The sequence below is a fragment of the Pseudomonas sp. ASL3 genome (assembly GCF_056680425.1).
On sequence record NZ_CM155281.1, the window covers coordinates 6125913 to 6147272 of the forward strand.

Here is a 21360-nt window from a genome sequence, read left to right on the forward strand (position 1 = left end):
AGAAACAATCCTGGCAGCCTAATGGGTTGATCAGCATTTGTCAGGCGCGCTTGGGCACTGCGGCAACGTGGGAAACAATTCAGGAAGTAATGGAATGACACGCTTATGATTCGATCGATGCGCCTTTGGCTTATCGGCTGCCCAAGGCTGCTCTTGATGGCGTTGCCCTTGATAGCGCTGCCGTTCATGGTTCTGGCCGCGCCGGCGCCGGTATCGTCCTCTGCGGGGTTAAGCGTGGAGCAGCGAGCCTGGCTCGATCAGCGTGGCCAGTTGCGCGTTGGTCTGGTATTGCAGGCGCCTTATGCGCAGTTCGACCGGCGCTTGCAGCAATTGTCGGGCGCTAACGTCGACCTGGTGAACGAGCTGGCAAAAACCCTGCAAGTTGAGTTGCTCTGGCGCAATTACCCCGATCAGGCCGCGCTCGACAAGGCGCTGGAGGAGGGGGCCGTCGATCTGGCGCCAGGGTTGACGCAAACCCCGGCCAGCCTGCGTCTGTGGCTTTTTTCCGATCCGTACATGCGCGTGCCGAATCTGGTGGTCGGCGAGCGTCGTGGCGCGGGCGCAGTCGATCTGGAAAAACTCGACAGTCGCATTCGTGTTGCTGTCCGCATGCCCAGTCAGGTAGCCGATTACCTGCGCAGCACCTACACCCATCTCAATTTGCAAGGGGTGCCGCTGGAGCGTGAGGCGCTGCAATTGTTGTTGAGCCACCAGGCCCAATACGCGGTGATCGATGAAGCGCAGCTCAGTCGTTTGTCCATCGAACCGGAGTTCGCCGAATTGGCGGTGGTGGGTGATATCGGCTTGCCACAGCTGTTGCGCGTGGCTTCGCGAAGAGACTGGCCGGAGTTGGCGGGCATTGTCAGCGTCGCGCTGCAAGCGATACCCGCCCGAGACCTCGAACAACTGCATGCGCGCTGGATGCAGCCCAAATACCCACGACTGAGCGAGTCGCCCGGGTTTTGGCAAAACCTCACCCTGCTGCTGACTGTGATGTTGCTGTCCTGTTTTGCAATTGTGGTCTGGCAGCGACGTCAGCAACAGGCGCTGGAACATAGTCTGTTGGCAGCGCGCGAAGACATTGCCAAGCGCCAGGCCAGTGAAGAGGCCTTGCGGCTGACGCAGTTTTCCATAGACCAAAGCACGGTCGGCATTCTCTGGGTCAATTGGGACAGCCATGTGCGCTACGCCAATCACGCGGCCGAGACAATGCTGGGTTATGCCTCTGGCGGCGTGGTTGATCGGCCGTTGATCGACTTCGAACCGGGCCTGCACATGGACCGTTGGTTGAGCCTGTGGAAACGCGCTCGCTCCACGGAGGACAGCCCGCAGAGTTTCGAAACAAATTGCATCCGCGCCGATGGCAGTATGTTGCCCACCGATGTGTCCTTGAGCTTTCTGCGCTTTCGCGACGCCGAATACCTGGTGGTGTTTCTCACCGACGTCACCGATCGCCGTCGGGCGTTGGCGGCGCTGCAAGAAAGCGAGGCTCGGTTGCAAGGGATCGCGGCCAACGTGCCGGGGTTGGTGTTTCGACTGGAGCGGGAGCGGGCCGGCGAGGCGCCGGAGTTCGCCTATATCAGTGAGGGCAGTGAAAGCCTGGTGGGCTATTCGCCGGCAACGCTGCGTCATCCGGACATGGGCCTGCGCAATCTGGTGCACCCGGACGATCGCGCTGGCTACCACATCATTCAGGATCGCTCCCTGGACAGCGACAGCGACTGGTCGTGGCAGGGGCGCATCCTTACCCGTGGAGGTGAGGAGCGCTGGGCGGAGATCAAGGCCATTGCCCGGAGTCTGGACGATGATCGGGTGGTCTGGGACGGCATCGTCTGGGACATCAGTGAAAGCAAGCGCATCGAGCTGGAGCTCGCCAGTTCTCGCGAGCAATTGCGTGAACTGTCTGCGCACCTGGAAAGCGTGCGCGAAGAAGAGAAAGCGCGCATCGCTCGCGAAGTGCATGACGAGCTGGGGCAGATGCTCACCGTGCTCAAGCTGGAAACCTCTATGTGCGAATTGGCCTACGCCGATCTCGATCCGGGCTTACACGAGCGACTGAACAGCATGAAGCGTCTGATCGCCCAGCTTTTTCAGCTGGTGCGTGATGTCGCCACGGCCCTGCGCCCGCCGATTCTCGATGCTGGCATCGCCTCGGCCATCGAATGGCAGGCCCGGCGTTTTGAGGCGCGCACCCAGATTCCGTGTCTGGTGCAGGTCCCGGACAACCTGCCGATGCTCAGCGATGCCAAGGCCATCGGTCTGTTCCGCATCCTCCAGGAAGCGCTGACCAACGTGATGCGTCACGCCCAGGCGCACACTGTCGAGCTGAGCCTTACCCTGGATGAGGGCCTGCTGTGCATGACCATTGCCGACGACGGCTGTGGTTTTGTGCCCGAGGAGGGCAGGCCGACTTCGTTCGGTCTGGTGGGTATGCGGGAGCGCGTGTTGATGCTCGGCGGCAGATTGGAACTGGACAGTGAGTCCGGTGAGGGCACAACCTTACGTGCATACATTCCGCTTGCCGTTTAATCATTAAAAGCCGTTGGGCAGGAGCGAGAAAAGTGATTCGTGTATTGGTAGCTGAAGACCACGCCATCGTCCGTGAGGGCATCAAGCAACTGATCGGGCTGGCGAAGGATCTGGCGGTGGTGGGCGAGGCGAGTAATGGCGAACAACTGCTGGAAATCTTGCGGCATGTCGAGTGCGAAGTGGTGCTGCTGGATATTTCCATGCCCGGTGTGAACGGCCTTGAAGCGATCCCACGGATTCGCGCCCTGAACAATCCACCAGCGATTCTGGTGTTGTCCATGCACGACGAGGCGCAGATGGCCGCTCGAGCATTGAAGGTTGGCGCTGCAGGTTACGCCACCAAGGACAGCGATCCGGCGCTGTTGCTGACGGCGATTCGTCGGGTGGCTGCCGGTGGGCGTTACATCGACCCGGATCTGGCAGACCGCATGGTCTTTGAAGTCGGCCTGACCGATAACCGACCACTGCACTCGCTGCTGTCCGAACGCGAGTTTTCGGTGTTCGAGCGCTTGGCGCAAGGTGCCAACGTCAATGACATCGCTCAGCAATTGGCCCTGAGTAGCAAAACCATCAGCACCCACAAGGCGCGGCTGATGCAGAAGCTTCACGCCAATTCGCTGGCCGACCTGGTGAAGTATGCGATGGAGCACAAGTTGCTCTGATGTAGTACATGTCCGTCTGCGACATGCTTTTTCGTCTGACATTCCATGATCGCGGGCAAGCCCGCTCCTACAATTGAAACGCGATCCCCTGTAGGAGCGGGCTTGCCCGCGATGGCGTCAGTTCAGACAAAGCCTCACTCTCGAATGACATACCCAATCACGCCATCTCTGTAGGGCAATCCCTACCCCAATCTCTCCTGCCCCCCGATTTGCTTGGGGTCGAGCCTGATCTAGGCTTAACCCACGGCATACAAAACAAAGGTGTGGGTAATGAGCGACGTCGATTCAAGTGCTGGGGCGAATGATGTTCTGGTCAGCTTCCGTGGTGTGCAGAAAAGCTACGACGGCGAAAACCTGATCGTCAAAGACCTCAACCTGGAGATTCGCAAAGGCGAGTTTCTCACCTTGCTCGGGCCTTCCGGTTCGGGCAAGACCACCAGCCTGATGATGCTGGCCGGTTTCGAAACGCCTACTGCTGGTGAAATCCAGTTGGCTGGCCGCTCGATCAACAACGTGCCACCGCACAAGCGCGACATCGGCATGGTGTTTCAGAACTACGCGTTGTTCCCGCACATGACCGTCTCGGAAAACCTGGCGTTCCCGTTGTCGGTACGCGGCTTGAACAAGAGCGACGTCCGCGATCGGGTCAAGCGCGTGCTGAGCATGGTCCAACTCGACACCTTCGCTCATCGTTATCCGGCGCAGCTTTCCGGTGGTCAGCAGCAGCGCGTGGCGTTGGCCCGGGCATTGGTGTTCGAACCGCAGTTGGTGCTGATGGACGAACCCTTGGGCGCGCTGGATAAACAACTGCGCGAACACATGCAGATGGAGATCAAACACCTGCATCAGCGTCTTGGCGTGACCGTGGTGTACGTGACCCATGACCAGGGTGAAGCCCTGACCATGTCCGACCGGGTGGCGGTATTCCATCAGGGTGAGATTCAACAAATCGCTCCTCCGCGCACGCTCTATGAAGAGCCAAAGAACACTTTTGTTGCCAACTTCATCGGCGAGAACAATCGCCTGAGCGGCAACCTGATCAGCCACACCGGTGATCGCTGTGTCGTGGCGCTGGCTCGTGGCGAGAAGGTCGAGGCGCTGGCGGTCAATGTCGGCCAGGTCGGCGATCCGGTGACCTTGTCGATCCGTCCCGAGCGCGTCAGCGTCAACGGCAGCAGCGAAAGTTGCGTGAACCGTTTCTCTGGCCGCGTTGCTGAATTCATTTATCTGGGCGACCACGTGCGTGTGCGTCTGGAAGTCGCAGGCAAAACCGACTTCTTCGTCAAACAGCCAATCGCGGAGCTGGATCCGGGGTTGACGGTGGGCGACGTTGTGCCAATTGGATGGCAGGTCGAACACGTTCGCGCGCTCGATCCCTTGCTGGAAGCGCATTAACAGTCAGAGGCGAATGAATCGCCCCACGTAAAACCAACACTGCACTGTGGAGAGAACAATAAATGCTCAAATCTTTGAAGTTCACCGCTATTACGCTGGGCATGATGTGCGCGGCCAATGCCATGGCGGCAGCGGATCTGACCGTTATATCCTTTGGCGGTGCCAACAAGGACGCCCAGGTAAAAGCCTTCTATGCACCGTGGGAAAAGGCCGGTAATGGCAAGATCATCGCGGGCGAATACAACGGTGAGATGGCCAAGATCAAAACCATGGTCGACACCAAGAGCGTGTCCTGGGACCTGGTAGAAGTCGAATCGCCTGAACTGTCGCGCGGTTGCGACGAAGGAATGTTCGAAGAGATCGATCCGGCGAGCCTTCCCGGCAAGAAAGAAGACTATGTCAAAGGTGCAATCCAGACCTGCGGCGTAGGTTTCTTCGTATGGTCCACCGTGTTGGCTTACAACGCTGACAAATTGACCACCGCGCCGACCAGTTGGGCCGATTTCTGGGACACCAAGAAATTTCCGGGCAAACGTGGCCTGCGCAAAGGCGCCAAATACACCCTGGAATTCGCTTTGATGGCTGACGGTGTTGCACCGAAAGACGTCTACAAAGTGCTGGCTGGCAAAGACGGTCAGGACCGCGCGTTCAAGAAGCTCGACGAACTCAAGCCTTCCATCCAATGGTGGGAAGCCGGCGCTCAACCACCACAGTTCCTCAAGTCCGGTGACGTGGTCATGAGCTCGGCCTACAACGGCCGTATCGCTGCCGTACAGAAAGAAAGCAACCTGAAAGTGGTCTGGAACGGCGGCGTCTACGACTTCGACGCATGGGCCATTCCAAAGGGTTCGAAAACTGCCGCTGAAGCGAAGAAGTTCATCGCTTACTCGGTCAGCCCACAGCAGCAGAAGACCTACTCGGAAAACATCGCTTACGGCCCAGCCAACACCAAAGCTGTGGAACTGTTGGACAAAGGCATCCTGAAAGACATGCCGACCACTCCGGAAAACATCAAGAACCAGGTACAGATCGACGTCGGCTTCTGGGCTGACAACGGTGAGCAACTGGAACAGCGTTTCACCGCATGGGCAGCCAAATAAGCCAGCCAAGTAATGTTGTTGCCTTGAGTTAGGTCCAGGTGCGCTCCCTCCTCTTGTATCGCGGGAGGAGGGGCACATCCATCGTTCAAAGATTTTCGGAGTTCGCTATGGCCATCGCAGTGCCCCTCACCGAAGGCGCCAGCCCCACCCTGAAACAGCGTCTGGCTCGTGCTGAACGGGTTAATCGCTGGAAGGCTCAGGCATTGATTGCGCCGCTGGTTCTGTTTCTGCTGCTGGTGTTTCTGGTGCCTATCGTTGCGCTGCTCTACAAGAGCGTCGGCAACCCTGAAGTCGTCAACGCCTTGCCGCACACCGTCGCTGCAGTGGCGCAATGGGACGGTAAAAGTCTGCCTTCAGAACCGGTTTACAAGGCGCTGAGCATCGACCTGGCGGATTCCCGCAAGAATCAGACCCTGGGCGATCTGTCCAAGCGTCTGAACATGGAATCGGCCGGTTATCGCAGCTTGCTGACGAAAACCGCCCGCGCATTACCGTTCGCGACTGAACCGGCTTCCTATAAAGATGCGCTCGAAGCCGTCGATGAGCGCTGGGGCGATCCGGCCTATTGGCAAGCGATCCGTCGTAATACCAGCAGCGTCACCCCCTTTTACTTGCTGGCCGCCGTTGACCACCGCATCAATGACCTCGGTGAAGTGGCGCCCGCGACCCCTGATCAAGCGATCTACCTGGATATCTTCGCCCGCACTTTCTGGATGGGCCTGATCATCACCGTTGTTTGCCTGCTGCTGGCCTATCCGTTGGCCTACCTGCTGGCGAACCTGCCTTCACGGCAAAGCAACCTGTTGATGATCATGGTGCTGTTGCCGTTCTGGACCTCGATTCTGGTGCGAGTCGCGGCCTGGATCGTGTTGCTGCAATCCAGCGGCCTGATCAACAGCGCGCTGATGGCCATGGGGATCATCGATAAACCGCTGGAACTGGTGTTCAACCGGACCGGCGTTTACATCTCGATGGTGCACATCATGCTGCCGTTCATGATCCTGCCAATCTATAGCGTGATGAAGGGCATTTCCCCGACCTACATGCGGGCCGCGATTTCCCTTGGCTGTCACCCGATCACCAGCTTCTGGCGTGTGTACTTTCCGCAAACCTACGCCGGTATCGGCGCCGGTTGCCTGTTGGTGTTCATTCTGGCGATTGGTTACTACATCACTCCGGCATTGCTCGGCAGTCCGAACGACCAGATGGTCAGCTACTTCGTCGCGTTCTACACCAACACCAGCATCAACTGGGGTATGGCAACGGCGCTGGGCGGTTTGCTATTGCTGGCGACCGTTGTGCTTTATCTGATTTATAGCTGGCTGATCGGCGCCAGCCGCATGCGCCTGAGCTGAGGAGAATCAACATGCTGAGCCCTTACACGTCGCCCGTCGAGCGGGTCTGGTATTACGCCCTGCGCATTCTCTGTGGGCTGGTGCTGTTGTTTCTGGTCCTGCCGGTGCTGGTGATCATCCCGCTGTCGTTCAACTCCGGCAGCTTTCTGGTCTACCCGCTGCAAGGGTTTTCCTTGCACTGGTATCAGGACTTTTTCGCTTCCGCCGAATGGATGCGCTCGCTGAAGAACAGCATGATCGTGGCACCCGCCGCCACAGTATTAGCGATGGGCTTCGGCACGCTGGCAGCCATTGGCCTGACCCGTGGCAACTTCCCCGGTAAGCCGCTGGTCATGGCTTTGGTGATTTCGCCGATGGTGGTGCCGGTGGTGATTGTCGGTGTTGCCAGCTACCTGTTCTTCGCCCCGCTGGGGTTGGGTAACAGTTACATTTCGTTGATCCTGGTGCATGCGGTGTTGGGTGTGCCGTTCGTGATCATCACCGTGTCGGCGACCTTGCAAGGCTTCAACCAGAATCTGGTTCGTGCCGCCGCCAGTCTGGGGGCATCGCCGCTGACCGCGTTCCGCCGGGTGACCTTGCCGTTGATCGCGCCGGGAGTGATTTCAGGTGCGCTGTTCGCGTTTGCGACTTCTTTCGATGAAGTCGTGGTGACGCTGTTCCTCGCTGGCCCGCAGCAGGCCACGCTGCCCCGGCAGATGTTCAGTGGTATCCGCGAAAACCTCAGCCCGACCATCGCCGCCGCTGCAACCCTGCTGATTGCCTTCTCGGTGGTGCTGCTGCTGGTGCTGGAATGGTTGCGTGGACGCAGCGAGAAAATGCGTACTCAAGTGGCCTGATAGACCGCATCAGGCAATTCGCAGGCAAGCCTGCTCCCACAGAAAATCATTCCTCTGTGCAGGCTGTGTGAAAACCTCCGCGACCGATTAACTGATTAAAAACCGACCTGAAAATCGCGTTCCTACGTGAAATCCAGGTCTGTCCAGCAGCCGATCTATTTCTGAATTGACGTACGAACGCGCAGTTCAGTTTTCTGTTGGGGTTTTCACACAGCCTGTGTGGGAGCAGGCTTGCCTGCGAACGGTCCGGCGGATGGACTGCGGCGAGTCATTCGTCATGAGGTACAATGCGCGCCACCGTGATTTTGCTCAAAAAAGGTGCGTCATGCAGCCCTTCGCTATTGCTCCGTCGATTCTTTCCGCCGACTTCGCCCGCCTGGGCCAGGAAGTCGACAATGTTCTTGCCGCTGGCGCCGACATCGTTCACTTCGATGTCATGGACAATCACTACGTACCCAACCTGACCATCGGCCCGATGGTCTGCACGGCGCTGCGCAAGTACGGCGTCACCGCGCCCATCGACGTTCACTTGATGGTCAGCCCGGTCGACCGCATCATTGGCGACTTCATCGAAGCCGGCGCGACGTACATCACCTTCCACCCCGAAGCCACACAGCACATCGATCGCTCGTTGCAGTTGATCCGTGAAGGCGGCTGTAAGGCCGGTCTGGTGTTCAACCCGGCCACGCCGCTGAACCTGCTGGAATACGTGATGGACAAGGTCGACATGATCTTGCTGATGAGCGTCAACCCGGGTTTCGGCGGACAGAAGTTCATTCCCGGCACCCTGAACAAGCTGCGCGAAGCGCGGGCGCTGATCGAGGCGTCGGGCTACGACATTCGTCTGGAGATCGATGGCGGGGTCAACGTGAATAACATTCGTGAGATTGCCGCTGCCGGTGCTGATACCTTTGTCGCCGGCTCCGCTATCTTCAATGCGCCGGACTACCAAGAGGTCATACAGAAAATGCGTGCAGAACTGGCGATGGCTCGCCCATGAGCGGATTCGAGCAGCTGTTTCCCGGCCGTTTGCCCAAGCTGGTGATGTTCGATCTGGATGGCACGTTGATCGACTCAGTGCCGGACCTGGCTGCGGCGATCGATAGCATGCTGCTCACGCTGGGTCGTCCATTGGCGGGCATCGAGTCGGTGCGGATCTGGATCGGTAACGGCGTACGCGTGTTGGTGCGTCGGGCGCTGGCCAATGATTTTGATCATTCGTCCGTGAATGACGCTGACACTGAAGAGGCCCTGGCGATTTTCATGGAGGTCTACGCCGACAGCCACGCGCTGACGCAGGTTTATCCCGGCGTGCGCGAGACCTTGAAATGGATGCAGAAGCAGGGTGTTGAAATGGCCCTGATCACCAACAAACCGGAGTGCTTCGTCGCGCCGCTGTTGGATGAGTTGAAACTGGGACGGTTTTTCCGCTGGATCATCGGCGGGGATACCTTGCCGCAGCAGAAGCCTGATCCGGCGGCGCTGTTTTTCGTGATGAAAATGGCGGGTGTTCCGGCATCCCAGTCGCTGTTCGTCGGCGATTCACGCAACGATGTGCTGGCGGCGAAAGCCGCAGGGGTGGCCAGTGTGGCGCTCAGTTATGGCTACAACCATGGCCGGCCGATTGCCGAGGAATCGCCGTCGCTGGTTATCGATGACCTGCGCAAGCTGCTCCCCGGTTGCTTAGATTCGGCGGCTGAGATAACGTTGGCCGACGTCAAATTTCCCCCTCAAAGAGATTCCATCGTGGTGGTCACGCACAAACTCTGGATGAAAGTCATCAAGGCCCTGGCCCGTTGGCGTTGGCGCGCCTGACTTGATTCTGGCCGGCTCACCGGCACGTTTGCATACCTGACCGTTTTACCCTCAAGCCACGAGGCTGATCATGACCCGCGAAGAATTCCTGCGTTTGGCTGCTGTCGGTTACAACCGTATTCCGCTTGCCTACGAAACCCTTGCCGACTTCGACACGCCGCTGTCGATCTACCTGAAACTGGCCGACCAGCCGAACTCCTATTTGCTGGAGTCGGTGCAGGGTGGCGAGAAATGGGGCCGTTATTCAATCATCGGCCTGCCGTGCCGCACCGTAATGCGTGTCCACGAGCAGCAGATCAGCGTGACCCTGGACGGTATCGAGATCGAGCGCCTGGAGGCGGAAGACCCGCTGGCGTTCGTCGAAGAGTTCAAGGCGCGCTACAACGTGCCGACCATCGCTGGTTTGCCGCGATTCAATGGCGGGCTGGTGGGTTATTTCGGCTATGACTGCGTTCGCTATGTCGAGAAACGCTTGGGTAAATGCCCGAACCCGGACCCGTTGGGTGTGCCGGATATCCTGCTGATGGTCTCTGATGCCGTAGTGGTGTTCGACAACCTGGCGGGCAAGATGCACGCGATTGTGCTGGTCGACCCGTCCGAAGCTAACGCTTACGAAAACGGTCAGGCGCGCCTGGAAGAGCTGATGGACAAACTCCGTCAGCCGATCACCCCGCGTCGTGGCCTCGACCTGACCCGGCCGCAGGCAGCTGACCCGGTGTTCCGCTCCAGTTTCACTCAGGCCGATTACGAGCGGGCAGTGGACACCATCAAGGAGTACATCCTCGCCGGTGACGTCATGCAGGTGGTTCCATCGCAACGCATGTCCATCGACTTCAAGGCTGCGCCTATCGACTTGTACCGTGCGCTGCGCTGTTTCAACCCGACGCCTTATATGTACTTCTTCAACTTCGGCGACTTCCATGTCGTTGGCAGTTCGCCGGAAGTATTGGTGCGGGTTGAAGACAACCTGATCACCGTGCGCCCGATTGCCGGCACCCGCCCGCGCGGTGCCAACGAAGAAGAAGATCTGGCGCTGGAAGAAGACCTGCTGTCCGACGCCAAGGAAATCGCCGAGCACTTGATGCTGATCGATCTGGGGCGCAACGACACCGGTCGCGTATCCGAAATCGGTTCGGTGAAGCTCACGGAAAAGATGGTCATCGAGCGTTATTCCAACGTGATGCACATCGTCTCCAACGTTACTGGCCATCTGAAAAGTGGCCTGACTGCGATGGACGCCTTGCGGGCGATTCTGCCAGCGGGCACCTTGTCTGGCGCATCGAAAATCCGTGCCATGGAAATCATCGACGAGCTGGAGCCGGTCAAGCGGGGTGTCTACGGCGGCGCCGTGGGTTATCTGGCCTGGAATGGCAACATGGACACCGCGATTGCGATCCGCACTGCAGTGATCAAGAACGGTGAGCTGCATGTGCAGGCCGGTGGCGGCATCGTCGCGGACTCGGTGCCGGCGCTGGAATGGGAGGAGACGCTGAACAAGCGCCGCGCCATGTTCCGTGCGGTCGCGCTTGCAGAGCAAGAGCCCAATTAAGACTCCGCACGAATTATTGTAGGAGCGGGCTTGCCCGCGATAAGGGCCGGAGGACCTTCAGGCGGTTCTGAATCCAGCCATTTGCGACTGCTTCGGTCGAGCGCGACTCCGAAGCAATCGCGGGCAAGCCGCTCCTACAAATTCTTCATCAGAAATCCAGACTGACTGCCAGACCGATGCCTTGCTGGGTGACGTCATCGTTTTTGCTCCAGTTGTAATTGCCCCTTAATGACACGTCCTGAGTCAGTTTCTGGTTAACGCCAACACTGGCGCGATTGAGGCTTGCTTGCGGTTTGTAACCTTCCAGGGTGAAGTCGTTGTTCGGCAGGCTGTTGAGGGCGATGGTCAGGTCTTGCTGGTTGTTTGCATATTCGTGTTCGTGGGCGATCTCAGCAAAGAGTTGCGTCTGCGGTGTGATCTGCAACTTGCCTTGAAGACCTACTCCGAGGCGCCGGGAATTGCGTCTCTGCGCATCGAAGGTCAACGCTGTCGAACGTGAGCTGTCTTCCGAGTAGCCGTCTACGGTGACATGCGCGTAGTCGGCGCTGACGAACGGCGACAAATGCCAGAGGCTATCGGTCTGCGCGATGTCGTAACCCAACCGTCCACTAAACGCCCACAGTTCGCCATGGGTGCTGCCTTTCTCCTCACCTTCGGAGACACCCAGGGCGAATTTACGGTTGGCGTCTTCGTAGTCGAGTCGGCCGCCGGTCAACGCCGCATCGGCCCACCAGCGATTGGCCTGGTACTGTACGAACGCGGTGGCCAGGTAGCTGTTGAGTGTGTAGTCGGAATCCTGAGCGCCGGCTTTCAGCTTCTGCCGGTAGAGGCCAGCCGCCACTCCGGCGCGCCAGTCCTCGGCAAAGCGGTAGCTGCCACCAATGGTCAGGTTGTAGCCATGACCATTGGCGCTGGCAGAGCTGCTCTGATCATCGAAGTCCATATACTGACCGCCCCCCGCGACGATCGCACGCCACTGGCCGACGTTTTGCCAATTGCCCCAATCGGCTTGCCACTGACTGCGTAGTTCATCCTGATGGGCGTTCAAGGTGCCAAGGGCCATTTCTGGCAGCAGGGTGATTTCCCAGGGCGCGGCCAGCAATGAATAGGCGTAATCGGCGATGAGTTGCTGCCCGGCAATGGTCGGGTGCGCGTCGTCGTTGAACAGCAGTTTGGTTGGGTCGGGCGTTGCGCTGTTCAGGCCGTAGACCGGGTTTTCCGTGCAACCGTTGCCGTTGAAGCAGGTGCCGACCAGATTCTGATTGGCGGCCAGGCCGAAGCGCGCGGGGTCGGCCAGGGTTTCCTGAAACAGCAGTGGGATGTTCAGCGGAATGGCATGGATCGGCGCCAGACGACTGACCAGTTCGCTGTTGAACACGCTGCTGAGTTGAGAGGTGGGGCCTTGCAGAGGCGTGCCGTTGATGGCCGGGATCAGGCCGAGGTCGGGTAGCAGCCAGACCATGATGTAGCGTGCGCCGGCCTGTTGCAGGGCTTGAGCACTGTTCGCCAGTTGGTCTGCTGCGACTTGTGCCGAAGCAACGTCGACCACCCGCTGTTGAAAGAAATCGTTACCGCCGCCCGTGAGGTAATAAAGCGCATTGGGATCGGCATGAAAATTATTCGCCACCAGATAGCCCGCACGGCTGCGCAATACGATACCGGCACCAGGGTCTCCCTCGGGGATGGCGACTTCCGATGTGGAGGTAATCGAATCGTAGATCTGGTCGGTGCGGTAACCGCCCACTGCCCAGTCATTGCCGTCCTTGAGACCGAGGAGGGCGTTCACCGGCGAGGTCGATGGCGCAAGGGTGCCCGGCGCGATGCCGAGCTTGCTGCCGAGCAGCATCGGCGCGACTGGGCCGAAGATTTCGCCACGGCCATCCAGGAACGTCGGACCGGTACGGTTGGTAAAGCGAAGCGTCGCGCCAGTGGGGCCGCCGGGGTCGGGATATTGTCCGGAGTCACTGAGGCTGTCGCCGAATACCACCATCGTCGAGTAAGGGGAGGGGGCCGCCAAAGCGTGAGAGCAGGCCAGAGAAAGAAGGCATGCCGCGAACGGCAGGGACAGCGCCTGTTTGATCATTCTGGAGATCCCTTTATGTTGTTGTTTTTTTGCACTCTTTACGAAAGTAGCAAAGACTGCGCACCCCTGCGCAGCCTGGCCTCGTGAACTGCCCAATGGCGCTTCGAAAGCGTGATATTGCACCGCCCGCTCGGGTAGGCTACTGTGCCCAAATGTATGAATGAGACCTCCCCAGTGTTGATCGTCAGTAAACTCTTGATGCGCGTTATCAAGGCTCACGCCCGTTGGCGTTGGCGCGCCTGACTGTTCTCCTTCCGGCCACGCCGGACCTGTACCGATATGCCCTTCGATTGACTTGCCAGAGCACCTGAGCTGGATGAATCCCAGTGACCAGACAGTGTGCGTCGAGGCCAGTGAACAAAATCCACGGGTGGCTTTAAAAGTCAGTAATTTCAAGAGGTTAAACACATGTTGCTGATGATCGATAACTACGACTCGTTTACCTATAACGTCGTGCAATACCTTGGTGAGTTGGGTGCGGAGGTCAAAGTGATCCGCAATGACGAGCTGAGTGTCGCCGAGATCGAAGCCCTGAACCCCGAGCGCATCGTGGTTTCCCCGGGTCCATGTACCCCGACTGAAGCAGGCGTTTCGCTGGAGGTGATCAAACACTTCGCCGGCAGGCTGCCGATTCTGGGTGTCTGTCTTGGCCATCAATCCATTGGTCAGGCGTTTGGCGGTGACGTGGTGCGCGCGCGGCAAGTGATGCACGGCAAGACCAGTCCGGTAATCCATGAAGACCTCGGCGTGTTCGAGGGTTTGAATCATCCGTTGACGGTTACCCGCTATCACTCACTGGTGGTCAAGCGCGAAACACTGCCCGAGTGCCTGGAGTTGACGGCCTGGACCGAACTCGCAGATGGCTCGGTCGACGAAATCATGGGCCTGCGCCACAAAGCGCTGAATATCGAGGGGGTGCAATTTCACCCTGAGTCGATTCTTACCGAGCAGGGCCATGAGCTGTTCGCCAACTTCCTCAAGCAAACCGGCGGCAGTCGTCAGGGTTAAGGGGTTTTCAAGGTTATGGCTATGGATATTAAAGGCGCGCTGGCTCGCATCGTTAACCAGCTGGATTTGAGCACCGACGAAATGCGCGACGTCATGCGTGAAATCATGACCGGTCAATGCACTGAAGCGCAGATTGGCGCGTTCATGATGGCTATGCGTATGAAGAGCGAAAGCATCGATGAGATCGTCGGTGCCGTGTCAGTGATGCGTGAACTGGCCGACAAGGTCGAGCTCAAGACCCTGGACGGTGTGGTCGACGTCGTTGGCACGGGCGGCGATGGCGCGAATATCTTCAACGTCTCTACGGCGTCGGCCTTCGTGGTTGCAGCTGCGGGCTGCACCGTTGCCAAGCACGGCAACCGTGCCGTATCCGGTAAAAGTGGCAGCGCCGACTTGCTCGAAGCGGCTGGCATCTACTTGAACCTGACCCCCGTGCAAGTGGCCCGTTGTATCGAAAGCGTCGGTATCGGTTTCATGTTTGCCCAGTCCCACCACAGCGCGATGAAATACGCCGCAGGCCCGCGTCGCGACCTCGGTTTGCGCACCCTCTTCAATATGCTAGGCCCGCTTACGAATCCGGCTGGCGTCCGCCATCAGGTGGTTGGGGTGTTCAGTCAGGCGTTGTGCCGGCCGTTGGCCGAAGTCTTGCTCCGTATGGGCAGCAAGCACGTGCTGGTGGTGCACTCCCAGGATGGTCTGGACGAATTCAGTCTTGCTGCACCGACCTTTGTTGCCGAGCTGAAAAATGGCGAAGTCACCGAGTATTGGGTGCAGCCGGAAGATTTGGGCATGAAAAGCCAGAGTCTGTTCGGTCTGGCCGTGGAAAGCCCGGCTGCCTCGCTGGAGTTGATCCGCGATGCTCTGGGTCGGCGCAAGACCGAAAACGGTCAGAAGGCCGCCGAAATGATCGTGCTCAATGCGGGCGCTGCGCTCTATGCTGCTGATCATGCCTACACGTTGAAAGAGGGTGTTGCACTGGCCCACGATGCGCTGCACACAGGCCTTGCCCGGGAAAAACTGGAAGAGTTGGGTGCCTTTACCGCGGTATTCAAGCAGGAGAATGAGGGATGAGTGTGCCGACGGTTCTGGAAAAAATTCTTGCCCGCAAGGTTGAAGAAGTCGCTGCTCGCAGCGCTGTAGTGAGCCTTGCCGAGCTGGAGCATCAGGCGGCGTTGGCCGACGCGCCACGCGGTTTTGCCAAGGCGTTGATAAAACAGGCCAAGAGCAAGCACCCTGCGGTCATTGCTGAAATCAAGAAGGCGTCACCGAGCAAGGGCGTGATCCGGGCAAACTTTCTCCCCGCCGAAATCGCCAAGAGTTATCAAGCAGGCGGCGCAACCTGCCTGTCCGTTCTGACCGACATCGATTTCTTTCAGGGCGCCGACGTTTATCTGCAGCAGGCACGTGCGGCCTGCAATCTGCCGGTGATCCGTAAGGACTTCATGATCGATCCGTATCAGATCGTCGAAGCCCGTGCGCTTGGCGCTGACTGCGTGTTGCTGATCGTTGCTGCGCTTGAAGACGCGCAAATGGCCGAACTGGCCGCCGTCGCCAAAAGCGTGGGTCTCGACGTGCTCGTGGAAGTGCATGATGGCGCTGAACTGGAGCGCGCCCTCAAGACGTTGGACACGCCACTGGTCGGCGTCAACAACCGCAACCTGCACACGTTCGAAGTAAACCTGGAAAACACACTGGATCTGTTGCCGCTCATTCCTCGCGATCGTCTGGTCATCACAGAGAGCGGCATCGTCAATCGCGCTGATGTCGAGTTGATGGAGATCAGTGAGGTCTACTCTTTTCTGGTCGGCGAGACGTTCATGCGCGCGGAACACCCGGGAGCCGAGCTGCAACGCTTGTTCTTCCCGGAGCGTGGGCCATGGAATAATTAAATCCTTGGAAAAGCCGGCGATGCCGGCTTTTTTACAGGTGCGAAAAAGGATGAGCAGACAATGAGCCAGTTGATCGAAATTTCCGTCGAGGCGGGTTTGCAGGCCGAGCAGAATTTGCTCGCGTCGGTGTGTGCCGGTGAGTTCGAGTACGGGCTGCTTTTATGGCGACCGCTTGATCGAGCATTGGTGATGCCGCGTCGGATGAGTCGCCTCGCAGGTTTTGATCAGGCGACTGAATCGTTGGCGGCCAGTGGCTGGCCAATACTGCTGCGTGAAAGTGGTGGTGAACCGGTCCCTCAATCTTCAGCGGTGGTAAACATCGCGTTGGTTTACGCCCAACCGCGCAGTGACAATGACCGAGACCGGATCGAGAATGCTTATAACCGTCTGTGTCAGCCGATCTGCGACGTCCTGATCGAGTTGGGTGGTGCGGCCTCGCTCGGGGAAGTGGACGGGGCCTTCTGTGACGGGCGCTTCAACGTCAACCTCAATGGCCGCAAGATGGTCGGTACGGCTCAGCGTTGGCGGCAAAGTCAGGGTGGGCAGCGTCCCGTGGTACTGGCCCATGGCGCGCTGCTGCTGGATAACGAACGTGAGCAAATGGTTGAGGCGGTCAATCGTTTCAACCAGATCTGCGAGCAAGAGCAGCGGGTGCGTGCCGACAGTCACATCGCCCTGCACGAGGCTTATCCGGCCGCCGATGTGCTGGAACGATTGGCTACCCTATATAGACAAATCCTCGCCGGGTTTTGACCGAGTGGTTCAGCGCGTGCCGAACACCACCATGGTCTTGCCTTTGACGTGCACCAGATTCTGTTCTTGCAACGCCTTGAGTACGCGGCCGACCATTTCCCTTGAGCAGCCGACAATGCGTCCGATTTCCTGACGAGTAATTTTGATCTGCATGCCGTCGGGATGAGTCATGGCGTCGGGCTGCTTGCACAGGTCCAACAAGCTGCGTGCGACACGTCCGGTCACATCGAGAAACGCCAGGTCGCCCACTTTGCGTGTGGTGTTACGCAAGCGTTCGGCCATCTGGCCGCCGATGGCATACAGAATGTCCGGCTCTTGCTGTGTCACTTCGCGGAATTTGCTGTAACTGATTTCAGCCACTTCACACTCGGTCTTGGTACGAACCCAAGCGCTGCGCTCGGTCTCATGCCCGGCCTGGTCGAACAGACCCAATTCGCCGAAGAAATCCCCGGCATTGAGGTACGCAACGATCATCTCCCGGCCTTCATCGTCTTCAATCAGGATGGTGACGGAGCCTTTGATGATGAAGAACAGCGAGTCAGAGCGATCACCTGCGCAGATGATGTTGTTTTTGGCTGAGTAGCGACGGCGCTGGCAATGGGCAAGAAGTTTGTCGAGGTTTTTGATTTTGGGTGTAAGGGTCATAGCAACCATGCATGTATCCCGGAAAAGTACAGCGCCACACGGCATTCTTATGGGTATCGGCAGTGCTCGTGATTTGCCGCAGCTTATCAGGAGAACTTTCCGCCATTTGGGAAATTTCCTACCGGCTTATTTCGATTGGGCATTTAGCCGTACATCCAGCGACAGCGCGGCCCTGTGCTAAGCTGGCGACCCTTTTTTAGCAGTGGAGTCTTGGCGATGAAGGCACGCATCCAATGGGCTGGCGAAGCCATGTTCCTCGGTGAGTCTGGCAGCGGTCATGTGGTGGTAATGGACGGCCCGCCTGAGAGCGGCGGTCGTAATCTGGGCGTTCGGCCAATGGAAATGGTGCTGATCGGCCTGGGGGGTTGCAGCAACTTCGACGTGGTCAGCATTCTGAAGAAGTCCCGCCAGCCGATAGAAAGCTGCGAGGCGTTTCTGGAAGCCGAGCGCGCGAGCGAAGATCCGAAGGTGTTCACCAAGATTCATCTGCATTTCGTGGTCAAGGGCCGTGGTTTGAAAGAAGCTCAGGTCAAGCGTGCAATCGAACTGTCTGCCGAGAAGTATTGCTCGGCTTCGATCATGCTTGGCAACGCTGGCGTGGAGATTACTCACGACTACGAAATCATCGAATTGGGCTGAATCGCCACCCAACTTTCATAAAAGCGGCGCACACTCTGGCAGATGGCTTATTACGTCTGCATAATGCGCCACTTTTTCAGGGTGCGGCCCGTTCATCAAGGCTGTAATTGCACCCGAACAGACAACCAAAATCGCCACCGCGAAGAGGTGTTAACCGTCCTACGCAGATGAGCCCTCCTTATCTGACGGGCATGCTTGATCACGCGGCCCGTGCCGCACAAATAAAGAGAGTTTTTAACGGTGAAAAGCAAACTCAAGCTCCACGGGTTCAATAACCTGACAAAGACCTTGAGCTTCAACATCTATGACATCTGCTATGCGGAAACCCCGCAGGACCAGCAGGCTTACGTCGAGTACATCAATCGCGAGTACGACGCCGAACGCCTGACGCAGATCCTCACGGATGTTGTCGATATCATTGGCGCTAACATCCTGAACATCGCCCGCCAGGATTACGACCCGCAAGGCGCTAGCGTGACTATTCTGATTTCCGAGCAGCCGGTGACACCTACCGACAGCCAGATCGAAGAGTCCCCGGGCCCGCTGCCAGAGACCATTCTGGCCCATCTCGACAAGAGCCACATCACGGTGCACACCTACCCGGAAATTCACCCGGTCGATGGCATCGCGACTTTCCGTGTGGACATTGACGTGTCGACCTGTGGGGTGATTTCACCGCTCAAGGCGCTCAACTACCTGATCCACCAATTCGATTCAGACATCGTCACCGTCGATTATCGCGTGCGTGGCTTCACCCGTGACGTTGAAGGCAAAAAGCACTTCATCGATCACGAGATCAACTCGATTCAGAATTACCTGTCTGAAGACACTCGCTCCGGTTACCAGATGACTGACGTGAACGTGTATCAGGACAATATGTTCCACACCAAGATGCTGCTCAAAGACTTCGAACTGGATAACTACCTGTTCGGGGATGCCACCAGTAACCTATCGTCCGAACAGCGTGATCAGGTGACCGAGCGCGTTAAGCACGAAATGCTGGAAATCTTCTACGGGCGCAACATGCCGGTTTAAGGGTTGGCCTGCTTTCGTCTACAGAAAGCAGGCTACACAAATAAGAAAGGCGCCCATCGAGGCGCCTTTCTTGTATTTGCCGTCACTGCACCGCTTTTATATTCGGTAAGTACTTTTGGTCATCACTTTGGCCAACAGGCTCATACCAAACTTGATCGGGGCCGGGAAGCGGAATCCGCCGGCCTCCAGCGCGCTTTCGGCATGATGCTCTTCATCGATGCGCATCTGTTCAAGAATGGCCCGGGACTTTTCGTCTTCGGCAGGCAATTGCTGCAGATGCTCATTCAGGTGCTTGCAGACTTGGTCTTCGGTCGCGGCCACGAACCCCAGACTGACTTTGTCGCTGATCAAGCCGGCAACAGCACCGATCCCGAAGGACATGCCGTAGAACAGCGGATTGAGTACGCTGGTATGACTGCCCAATTGGCGAATGCGTTGTTCGCACCAGACCAGGTGGTCGACTTCTTCTTCAGCGGCGTGCTCCATGGCAGCCCGAACTTTCGGCAGTTTGGCGGTCAGCGCCTGGCCCTGATACAACGCTTGCGCGCAGACTTCGCCGGTATGGTTGATGCGCATCAGGCCCGCAACGTGCCGGGTATCGACGTCGCTCAACTCGACTTCAGGCTGAACAATGGCGGGTGATGGCCGATACGGTTGCCCGCTGAAAGGCAGCAAGGTGCGCATCGCGGCATCGGCTTGCAAGAGGAGACGGTCAACAGGGGAGTAGTGACGCTCGGTAGCCATGGGCACCTCCGGATAAATCCACGGCGGCCAGTTTACCCGAATCAGTCGGGCGCGGCTTGAGCTGGATCAGCCCGTCGGGTTTGCGCATGCAGACTCAGCGGGCATAAGCCGTTGAAAAGATGAATCAACCCGGTGGCCAATGCATTTGACGCTGACCGAGTACGTGCATGTGAATGTGATAGACGGTCTGCCCGCCCAGCGGATTGCAGTTCATCGTTACCCGAAAACCGTCCTCGCAGCCCAGCTCTTTGGCCAGACGTTGCGCGGTGAACAACAGATGGCCGAGCAGACCCTTGTCCTCTTCGGTCACATCGTTGAGTGTGCGGATCGCCTTTTTCGGGATGACCAGAAAATGCACCGGTGCTTGTGGGGCAATGTCGTGAAAGGCCAGCACCTGATCATCTTCGTAGATGATCTTCGCCGGTATCTCTCTGTTGATGATCTTGGTGAACAGAGTCTCCACAGCTATTTCTCCGTTTTGATAAGTGACTGAGTGTACTGAGGGGGTGGGATCACGCCCAGCTCTTTAGCGTGGGCAGGCGGACTTGTTGAGCGCACCGGCTATTTTTCTTGCCAACCAGCGCGGCTGGAGACGCGGGACGAACGTTAGCAGCTTGTTACGCCAACCCGGAATGATCACGGCACGGTTTTTCGCCAGCGCGCGGACGGTATACAGCGCCACTTCTTCGGGGCTCATCATCAACTTGCTGGCGGACAACTTGCGCTCATCCAGGCGCGCAGTGCGATAAAACGCCGTGCTGGTAAGGCCAGGGCACAGAACCGAGATTTTCACCCCGGTTTTCTTCAGCTCTTCGCGCAAGCCTTCAGAGAGGTGCAGGACATAGGCTTTGCTCGCGCAATACGTGCTCATCCATGGACCGGGCTGGAACGCGGCGACCGAGGCGACATTGAGAATCTGCCCGCCGCCCTGCACAGCCATGGCATTGCCGACCGAGTGACACAAACGTGTGAGGGCCAGAATGTTCAGGTCGATCAAGTCTTGCTCGTCACCCCATTCTTGGGCCAGAAAAGGCCCGCATGTGCCGATGCCGGCGCAGTTCACCAGTAAGTCGATTTGCCGCTCGCCTTCTTCGAGCTCCAGCAAGAAGCCGGAGAGCCGCAGCGGTTCTCCCAAATCACAGGCTCGGAACAGGACTTCCACGCCAAACCGCTGGGTCAGCTCAATGGCAATGCTCTCCAACAGGTCACGTTGGCGGGCTACCAGAATCAGGCTGCGACCACGGCGCGCCAGGGCTTCGGCCATAGCCAGGCCGATGCCGCTGGAGGCACCAGTGATCAGAGCGTAACGGGTCATGCAATTCT

At 58.1% G+C, this 21360-nt stretch carries 20 protein-coding genes; 15 read left to right on the forward strand and 5 right to left on the reverse strand.

The features are described 5' to 3' along the window. The first annotated feature begins 105 nt into the window (after window positions 1-105). From AC1MEE_RS28055 to trpE, 9 genes are all read left to right on the forward strand, one after another. Complete coding sequence (locus AC1MEE_RS28055) at window positions 106-2529, forward strand: PAS domain-containing sensor histidine kinase (protein ID WP_480412720.1); 2424 nt, start codon at window positions 106-108, stop codon at window positions 2527-2529. 32 nt (window positions 2530-2561) lie between these two features. Continuing rightward, the gene (locus tag AC1MEE_RS28060) at window positions 2562-3191 is read left to right on the forward strand and encodes a response regulator (RefSeq protein ID WP_480412721.1); all 630 of its coding nucleotides are present in this window, start codon (window positions 2562-2564) and stop codon (window positions 3189-3191) included. A gap of 270 nt (window positions 3192-3461) precedes the next feature. Then, a complete protein-coding gene (locus AC1MEE_RS28065; RefSeq protein WP_480412722.1) occupies window positions 3462-4586 on the forward strand; it encodes an ABC transporter ATP-binding protein in 1125 nt (374 codons plus the stop codon). Window positions 4587-4648: 62 nt separating this feature from the next. Next, the gene (locus tag AC1MEE_RS28070) at window positions 4649-5686 is read left to right on the forward strand and encodes an ABC transporter substrate-binding protein (RefSeq protein ID WP_480412723.1); all 1038 of its coding nucleotides are present in this window, start codon (window positions 4649-4651) and stop codon (window positions 5684-5686) included. Window positions 5687-5793: 107 nt separating this feature from the next. Next, complete coding sequence (locus AC1MEE_RS28075) at window positions 5794-7041, forward strand: ABC transporter permease (protein WP_480412724.1); 1248 nt, start codon at window positions 5794-5796, stop codon at window positions 7039-7041. A gap of 11 nt (window positions 7042-7052) precedes the next feature. Continuing rightward, complete coding sequence (locus tag AC1MEE_RS28080; RefSeq protein WP_480412725.1) at window positions 7053-7877, forward strand: ABC transporter permease; 825 nt, start codon at window positions 7053-7055, stop codon at window positions 7875-7877. A gap of 325 nt (window positions 7878-8202) precedes the next feature. Continuing rightward, a complete protein-coding gene (rpe, locus tag AC1MEE_RS28085) occupies window positions 8203-8877 on the forward strand; it encodes a ribulose-phosphate 3-epimerase (RefSeq protein ID WP_480412726.1) in 675 nt (224 codons plus the stop codon). Continuing rightward, window positions 8874-9692 carry a phosphoglycolate phosphatase gene (locus AC1MEE_RS28090; RefSeq protein WP_480412727.1) on the forward strand — a complete coding sequence of 273 codons (819 nt, stop codon included), beginning with the start codon at window positions 8874-8876 and terminating at the stop codon, window positions 9690-9692. The genes rpe and AC1MEE_RS28090 overlap by 4 nt, the downstream gene beginning before the upstream one ends. 70 nt (window positions 9693-9762) lie before the next feature. After that, entirely contained in the window at window positions 9763-11241 is a 1479-nt protein-coding gene (gene trpE / locus AC1MEE_RS28095; RefSeq protein ID WP_480412728.1) for an anthranilate synthase component I, read from the forward strand. A 148-nt stretch (window positions 11242-11389) separates the two neighbouring features. Here trpE and estP read toward each other — a convergent pair whose 3' ends face one another. After that, complete coding sequence (gene estP, locus AC1MEE_RS28100; RefSeq protein WP_480412729.1) at window positions 11390-13324, reverse strand: esterase EstP; 1935 nt, start codon at window positions 13322-13324, stop codon at window positions 11390-11392. A gap of 408 nt (window positions 13325-13732) precedes the next feature. Here estP and AC1MEE_RS28105 point away from each other — a divergent pair, with 408 nt between their 5' ends. From AC1MEE_RS28105 to AC1MEE_RS28120, 4 genes are read left to right on the forward strand one after another with little or no spacing between them, the layout of a single operon-like run. Continuing rightward, a complete protein-coding gene (locus AC1MEE_RS28105; RefSeq protein ID WP_480412730.1) occupies window positions 13733-14332 on the forward strand; it encodes an aminodeoxychorismate/anthranilate synthase component II in 600 nt (199 codons plus the stop codon). 21 nt (window positions 14333-14353) lie between these two features. Beyond that, window positions 14354-15403, forward strand: a complete 1050-nt coding sequence (gene trpD, locus AC1MEE_RS28110; protein WP_480412731.1) for an anthranilate phosphoribosyltransferase — start codon at window positions 14354-14356, stop codon at window positions 15401-15403. Next, window positions 15400-16221: an indole-3-glycerol phosphate synthase TrpC gene (gene trpC, locus AC1MEE_RS28115; protein ID WP_480412732.1), complete on the forward strand. Its 822-nt coding sequence runs from the start codon at window positions 15400-15402 to the stop codon at window positions 16219-16221. Before trpD ends, trpC begins: the two co-directional genes overlap by 4 nt. Before the next feature lie 60 nt (window positions 16222-16281). Next, on the forward strand, window positions 16282-16974 hold the full coding sequence (locus tag AC1MEE_RS28120; protein WP_480412733.1) for a lipoate--protein ligase family protein: 693 nt from the start codon (window positions 16282-16284) through the stop codon (window positions 16972-16974). A 9-nt stretch (window positions 16975-16983) separates the two neighbouring features. On the opposite strand, the gene crp is transcribed toward AC1MEE_RS28120, so the two are convergent. Next, window positions 16984-17628, reverse strand: coding sequence for a cAMP-activated global transcriptional regulator CRP (gene crp, locus AC1MEE_RS28125; protein ID WP_480412734.1), 645 nt, complete (start codon window positions 17626-17628; stop codon window positions 16984-16986). Window positions 17629-17835: 207 nt separating this feature from the next. On the opposite strand from crp, the gene AC1MEE_RS28130 reads away from it, so the two are divergent. Continuing rightward, window positions 17836-18258, forward strand: a complete 423-nt coding sequence (locus tag AC1MEE_RS28130; RefSeq protein ID WP_480412735.1) for an OsmC family protein — start codon at window positions 17836-17838, stop codon at window positions 18256-18258. 240 nt (window positions 18259-18498) lie between these two features. Further along, on the forward strand, window positions 18499-19293 hold the full coding sequence (speD, locus tag AC1MEE_RS28135; RefSeq protein WP_480412736.1) for an adenosylmethionine decarboxylase: 795 nt from the start codon (window positions 18499-18501) through the stop codon (window positions 19291-19293). A gap of 96 nt (window positions 19294-19389) precedes the next feature. Here the strand turns inward: speD and coq7 are convergent, their stop codons facing one another. From coq7 to AC1MEE_RS28150, 3 genes are all read right to left on the reverse strand, one after another. Next, the gene (gene coq7 / locus AC1MEE_RS28140; RefSeq protein WP_480412737.1) at window positions 19390-20037 is read right to left on the reverse strand and encodes a 2-polyprenyl-3-methyl-6-methoxy-1,4-benzoquinone monooxygenase; all 648 of its coding nucleotides are present in this window, start codon (window positions 20035-20037) and stop codon (window positions 19390-19392) included. A gap of 124 nt (window positions 20038-20161) precedes the next feature. Further along, a complete protein-coding gene (locus tag AC1MEE_RS28145; RefSeq protein ID WP_480412738.1) occupies window positions 20162-20500 on the reverse strand; it encodes a histidine triad nucleotide-binding protein in 339 nt (112 codons plus the stop codon). Window positions 20501-20563: 63 nt separating this feature from the next. Continuing rightward, window positions 20564-21352, reverse strand: a complete 789-nt coding sequence (locus tag AC1MEE_RS28150; protein ID WP_480412739.1) for an SDR family NAD(P)-dependent oxidoreductase — start codon at window positions 21350-21352, stop codon at window positions 20564-20566. Between the last annotated feature and the right edge of the window lie 8 nt (window positions 21353-21360).

What these genes read in the sequence shown, in the direction of transcription:
- rpe (WP_480412726.1), top strand. Translation starts at nt 8,203, where the DNA reads ATGCAGCCCTTCGCTATTGCTCCGTCGATTCTTTCCGCCGACTTCGCC.
- trpC (WP_480412732.1), top strand. Translation starts at nt 15,400, where the DNA reads ATGAGTGTGCCGACGGTTCTGGAAAAAATTCTTGCCCGCAAGGTTGAA.
- coq7 (WP_480412737.1), bottom strand. Translation starts at nt 20,037, where the DNA reads ATGGCTACCGAGCGTCACTACTCCCCTGTTGACCGTCTCCTCTTGCAA.
- AC1MEE_RS28120 (WP_480412733.1), top strand. Translation starts at nt 16,282, where the DNA reads ATGAGCCAGTTGATCGAAATTTCCGTCGAGGCGGGTTTGCAGGCCGAG.
- AC1MEE_RS28150 (WP_480412739.1), bottom strand. Translation starts at nt 21,352, where the DNA reads ATGACCCGTTACGCTCTGATCACTGGTGCCTCCAGCGGCATCGGCCTG.
- AC1MEE_RS28130 (WP_480412735.1), top strand. Translation starts at nt 17,836, where the DNA reads ATGAAGGCACGCATCCAATGGGCTGGCGAAGCCATGTTCCTCGGTGAG.
- trpD (WP_480412731.1), top strand. Translation starts at nt 14,354, where the DNA reads ATGGATATTAAAGGCGCGCTGGCTCGCATCGTTAACCAGCTGGATTTG.
- AC1MEE_RS28070 (WP_480412723.1), top strand. Translation starts at nt 4,649, where the DNA reads ATGCTCAAATCTTTGAAGTTCACCGCTATTACGCTGGGCATGATGTGC.
- AC1MEE_RS28105 (WP_480412730.1), top strand. Translation starts at nt 13,733, where the DNA reads ATGTTGCTGATGATCGATAACTACGACTCGTTTACCTATAACGTCGTG.
- AC1MEE_RS28080 (WP_480412725.1), top strand. Translation starts at nt 7,053, where the DNA reads ATGCTGAGCCCTTACACGTCGCCCGTCGAGCGGGTCTGGTATTACGCC.
- AC1MEE_RS28055 (WP_480412720.1), top strand. Translation starts at nt 106, where the DNA reads ATGATTCGATCGATGCGCCTTTGGCTTATCGGCTGCCCAAGGCTGCTC.
- AC1MEE_RS28065 (WP_480412722.1), top strand. Translation starts at nt 3,462, where the DNA reads ATGAGCGACGTCGATTCAAGTGCTGGGGCGAATGATGTTCTGGTCAGC.
- trpE (WP_480412728.1), top strand. Translation starts at nt 9,763, where the DNA reads ATGACCCGCGAAGAATTCCTGCGTTTGGCTGCTGTCGGTTACAACCGT.
- AC1MEE_RS28075 (WP_480412724.1), top strand. Translation starts at nt 5,794, where the DNA reads ATGGCCATCGCAGTGCCCCTCACCGAAGGCGCCAGCCCCACCCTGAAA.
- crp (WP_480412734.1), bottom strand. Translation starts at nt 17,628, where the DNA reads ATGGTTGCTATGACCCTTACACCCAAAATCAAAAACCTCGACAAACTT.
- AC1MEE_RS28090 (WP_480412727.1), top strand. Translation starts at nt 8,874, where the DNA reads ATGAGCGGATTCGAGCAGCTGTTTCCCGGCCGTTTGCCCAAGCTGGTG.
- estP (WP_480412729.1), bottom strand. Translation starts at nt 13,324, where the DNA reads ATGATCAAACAGGCGCTGTCCCTGCCGTTCGCGGCATGCCTTCTTTCT.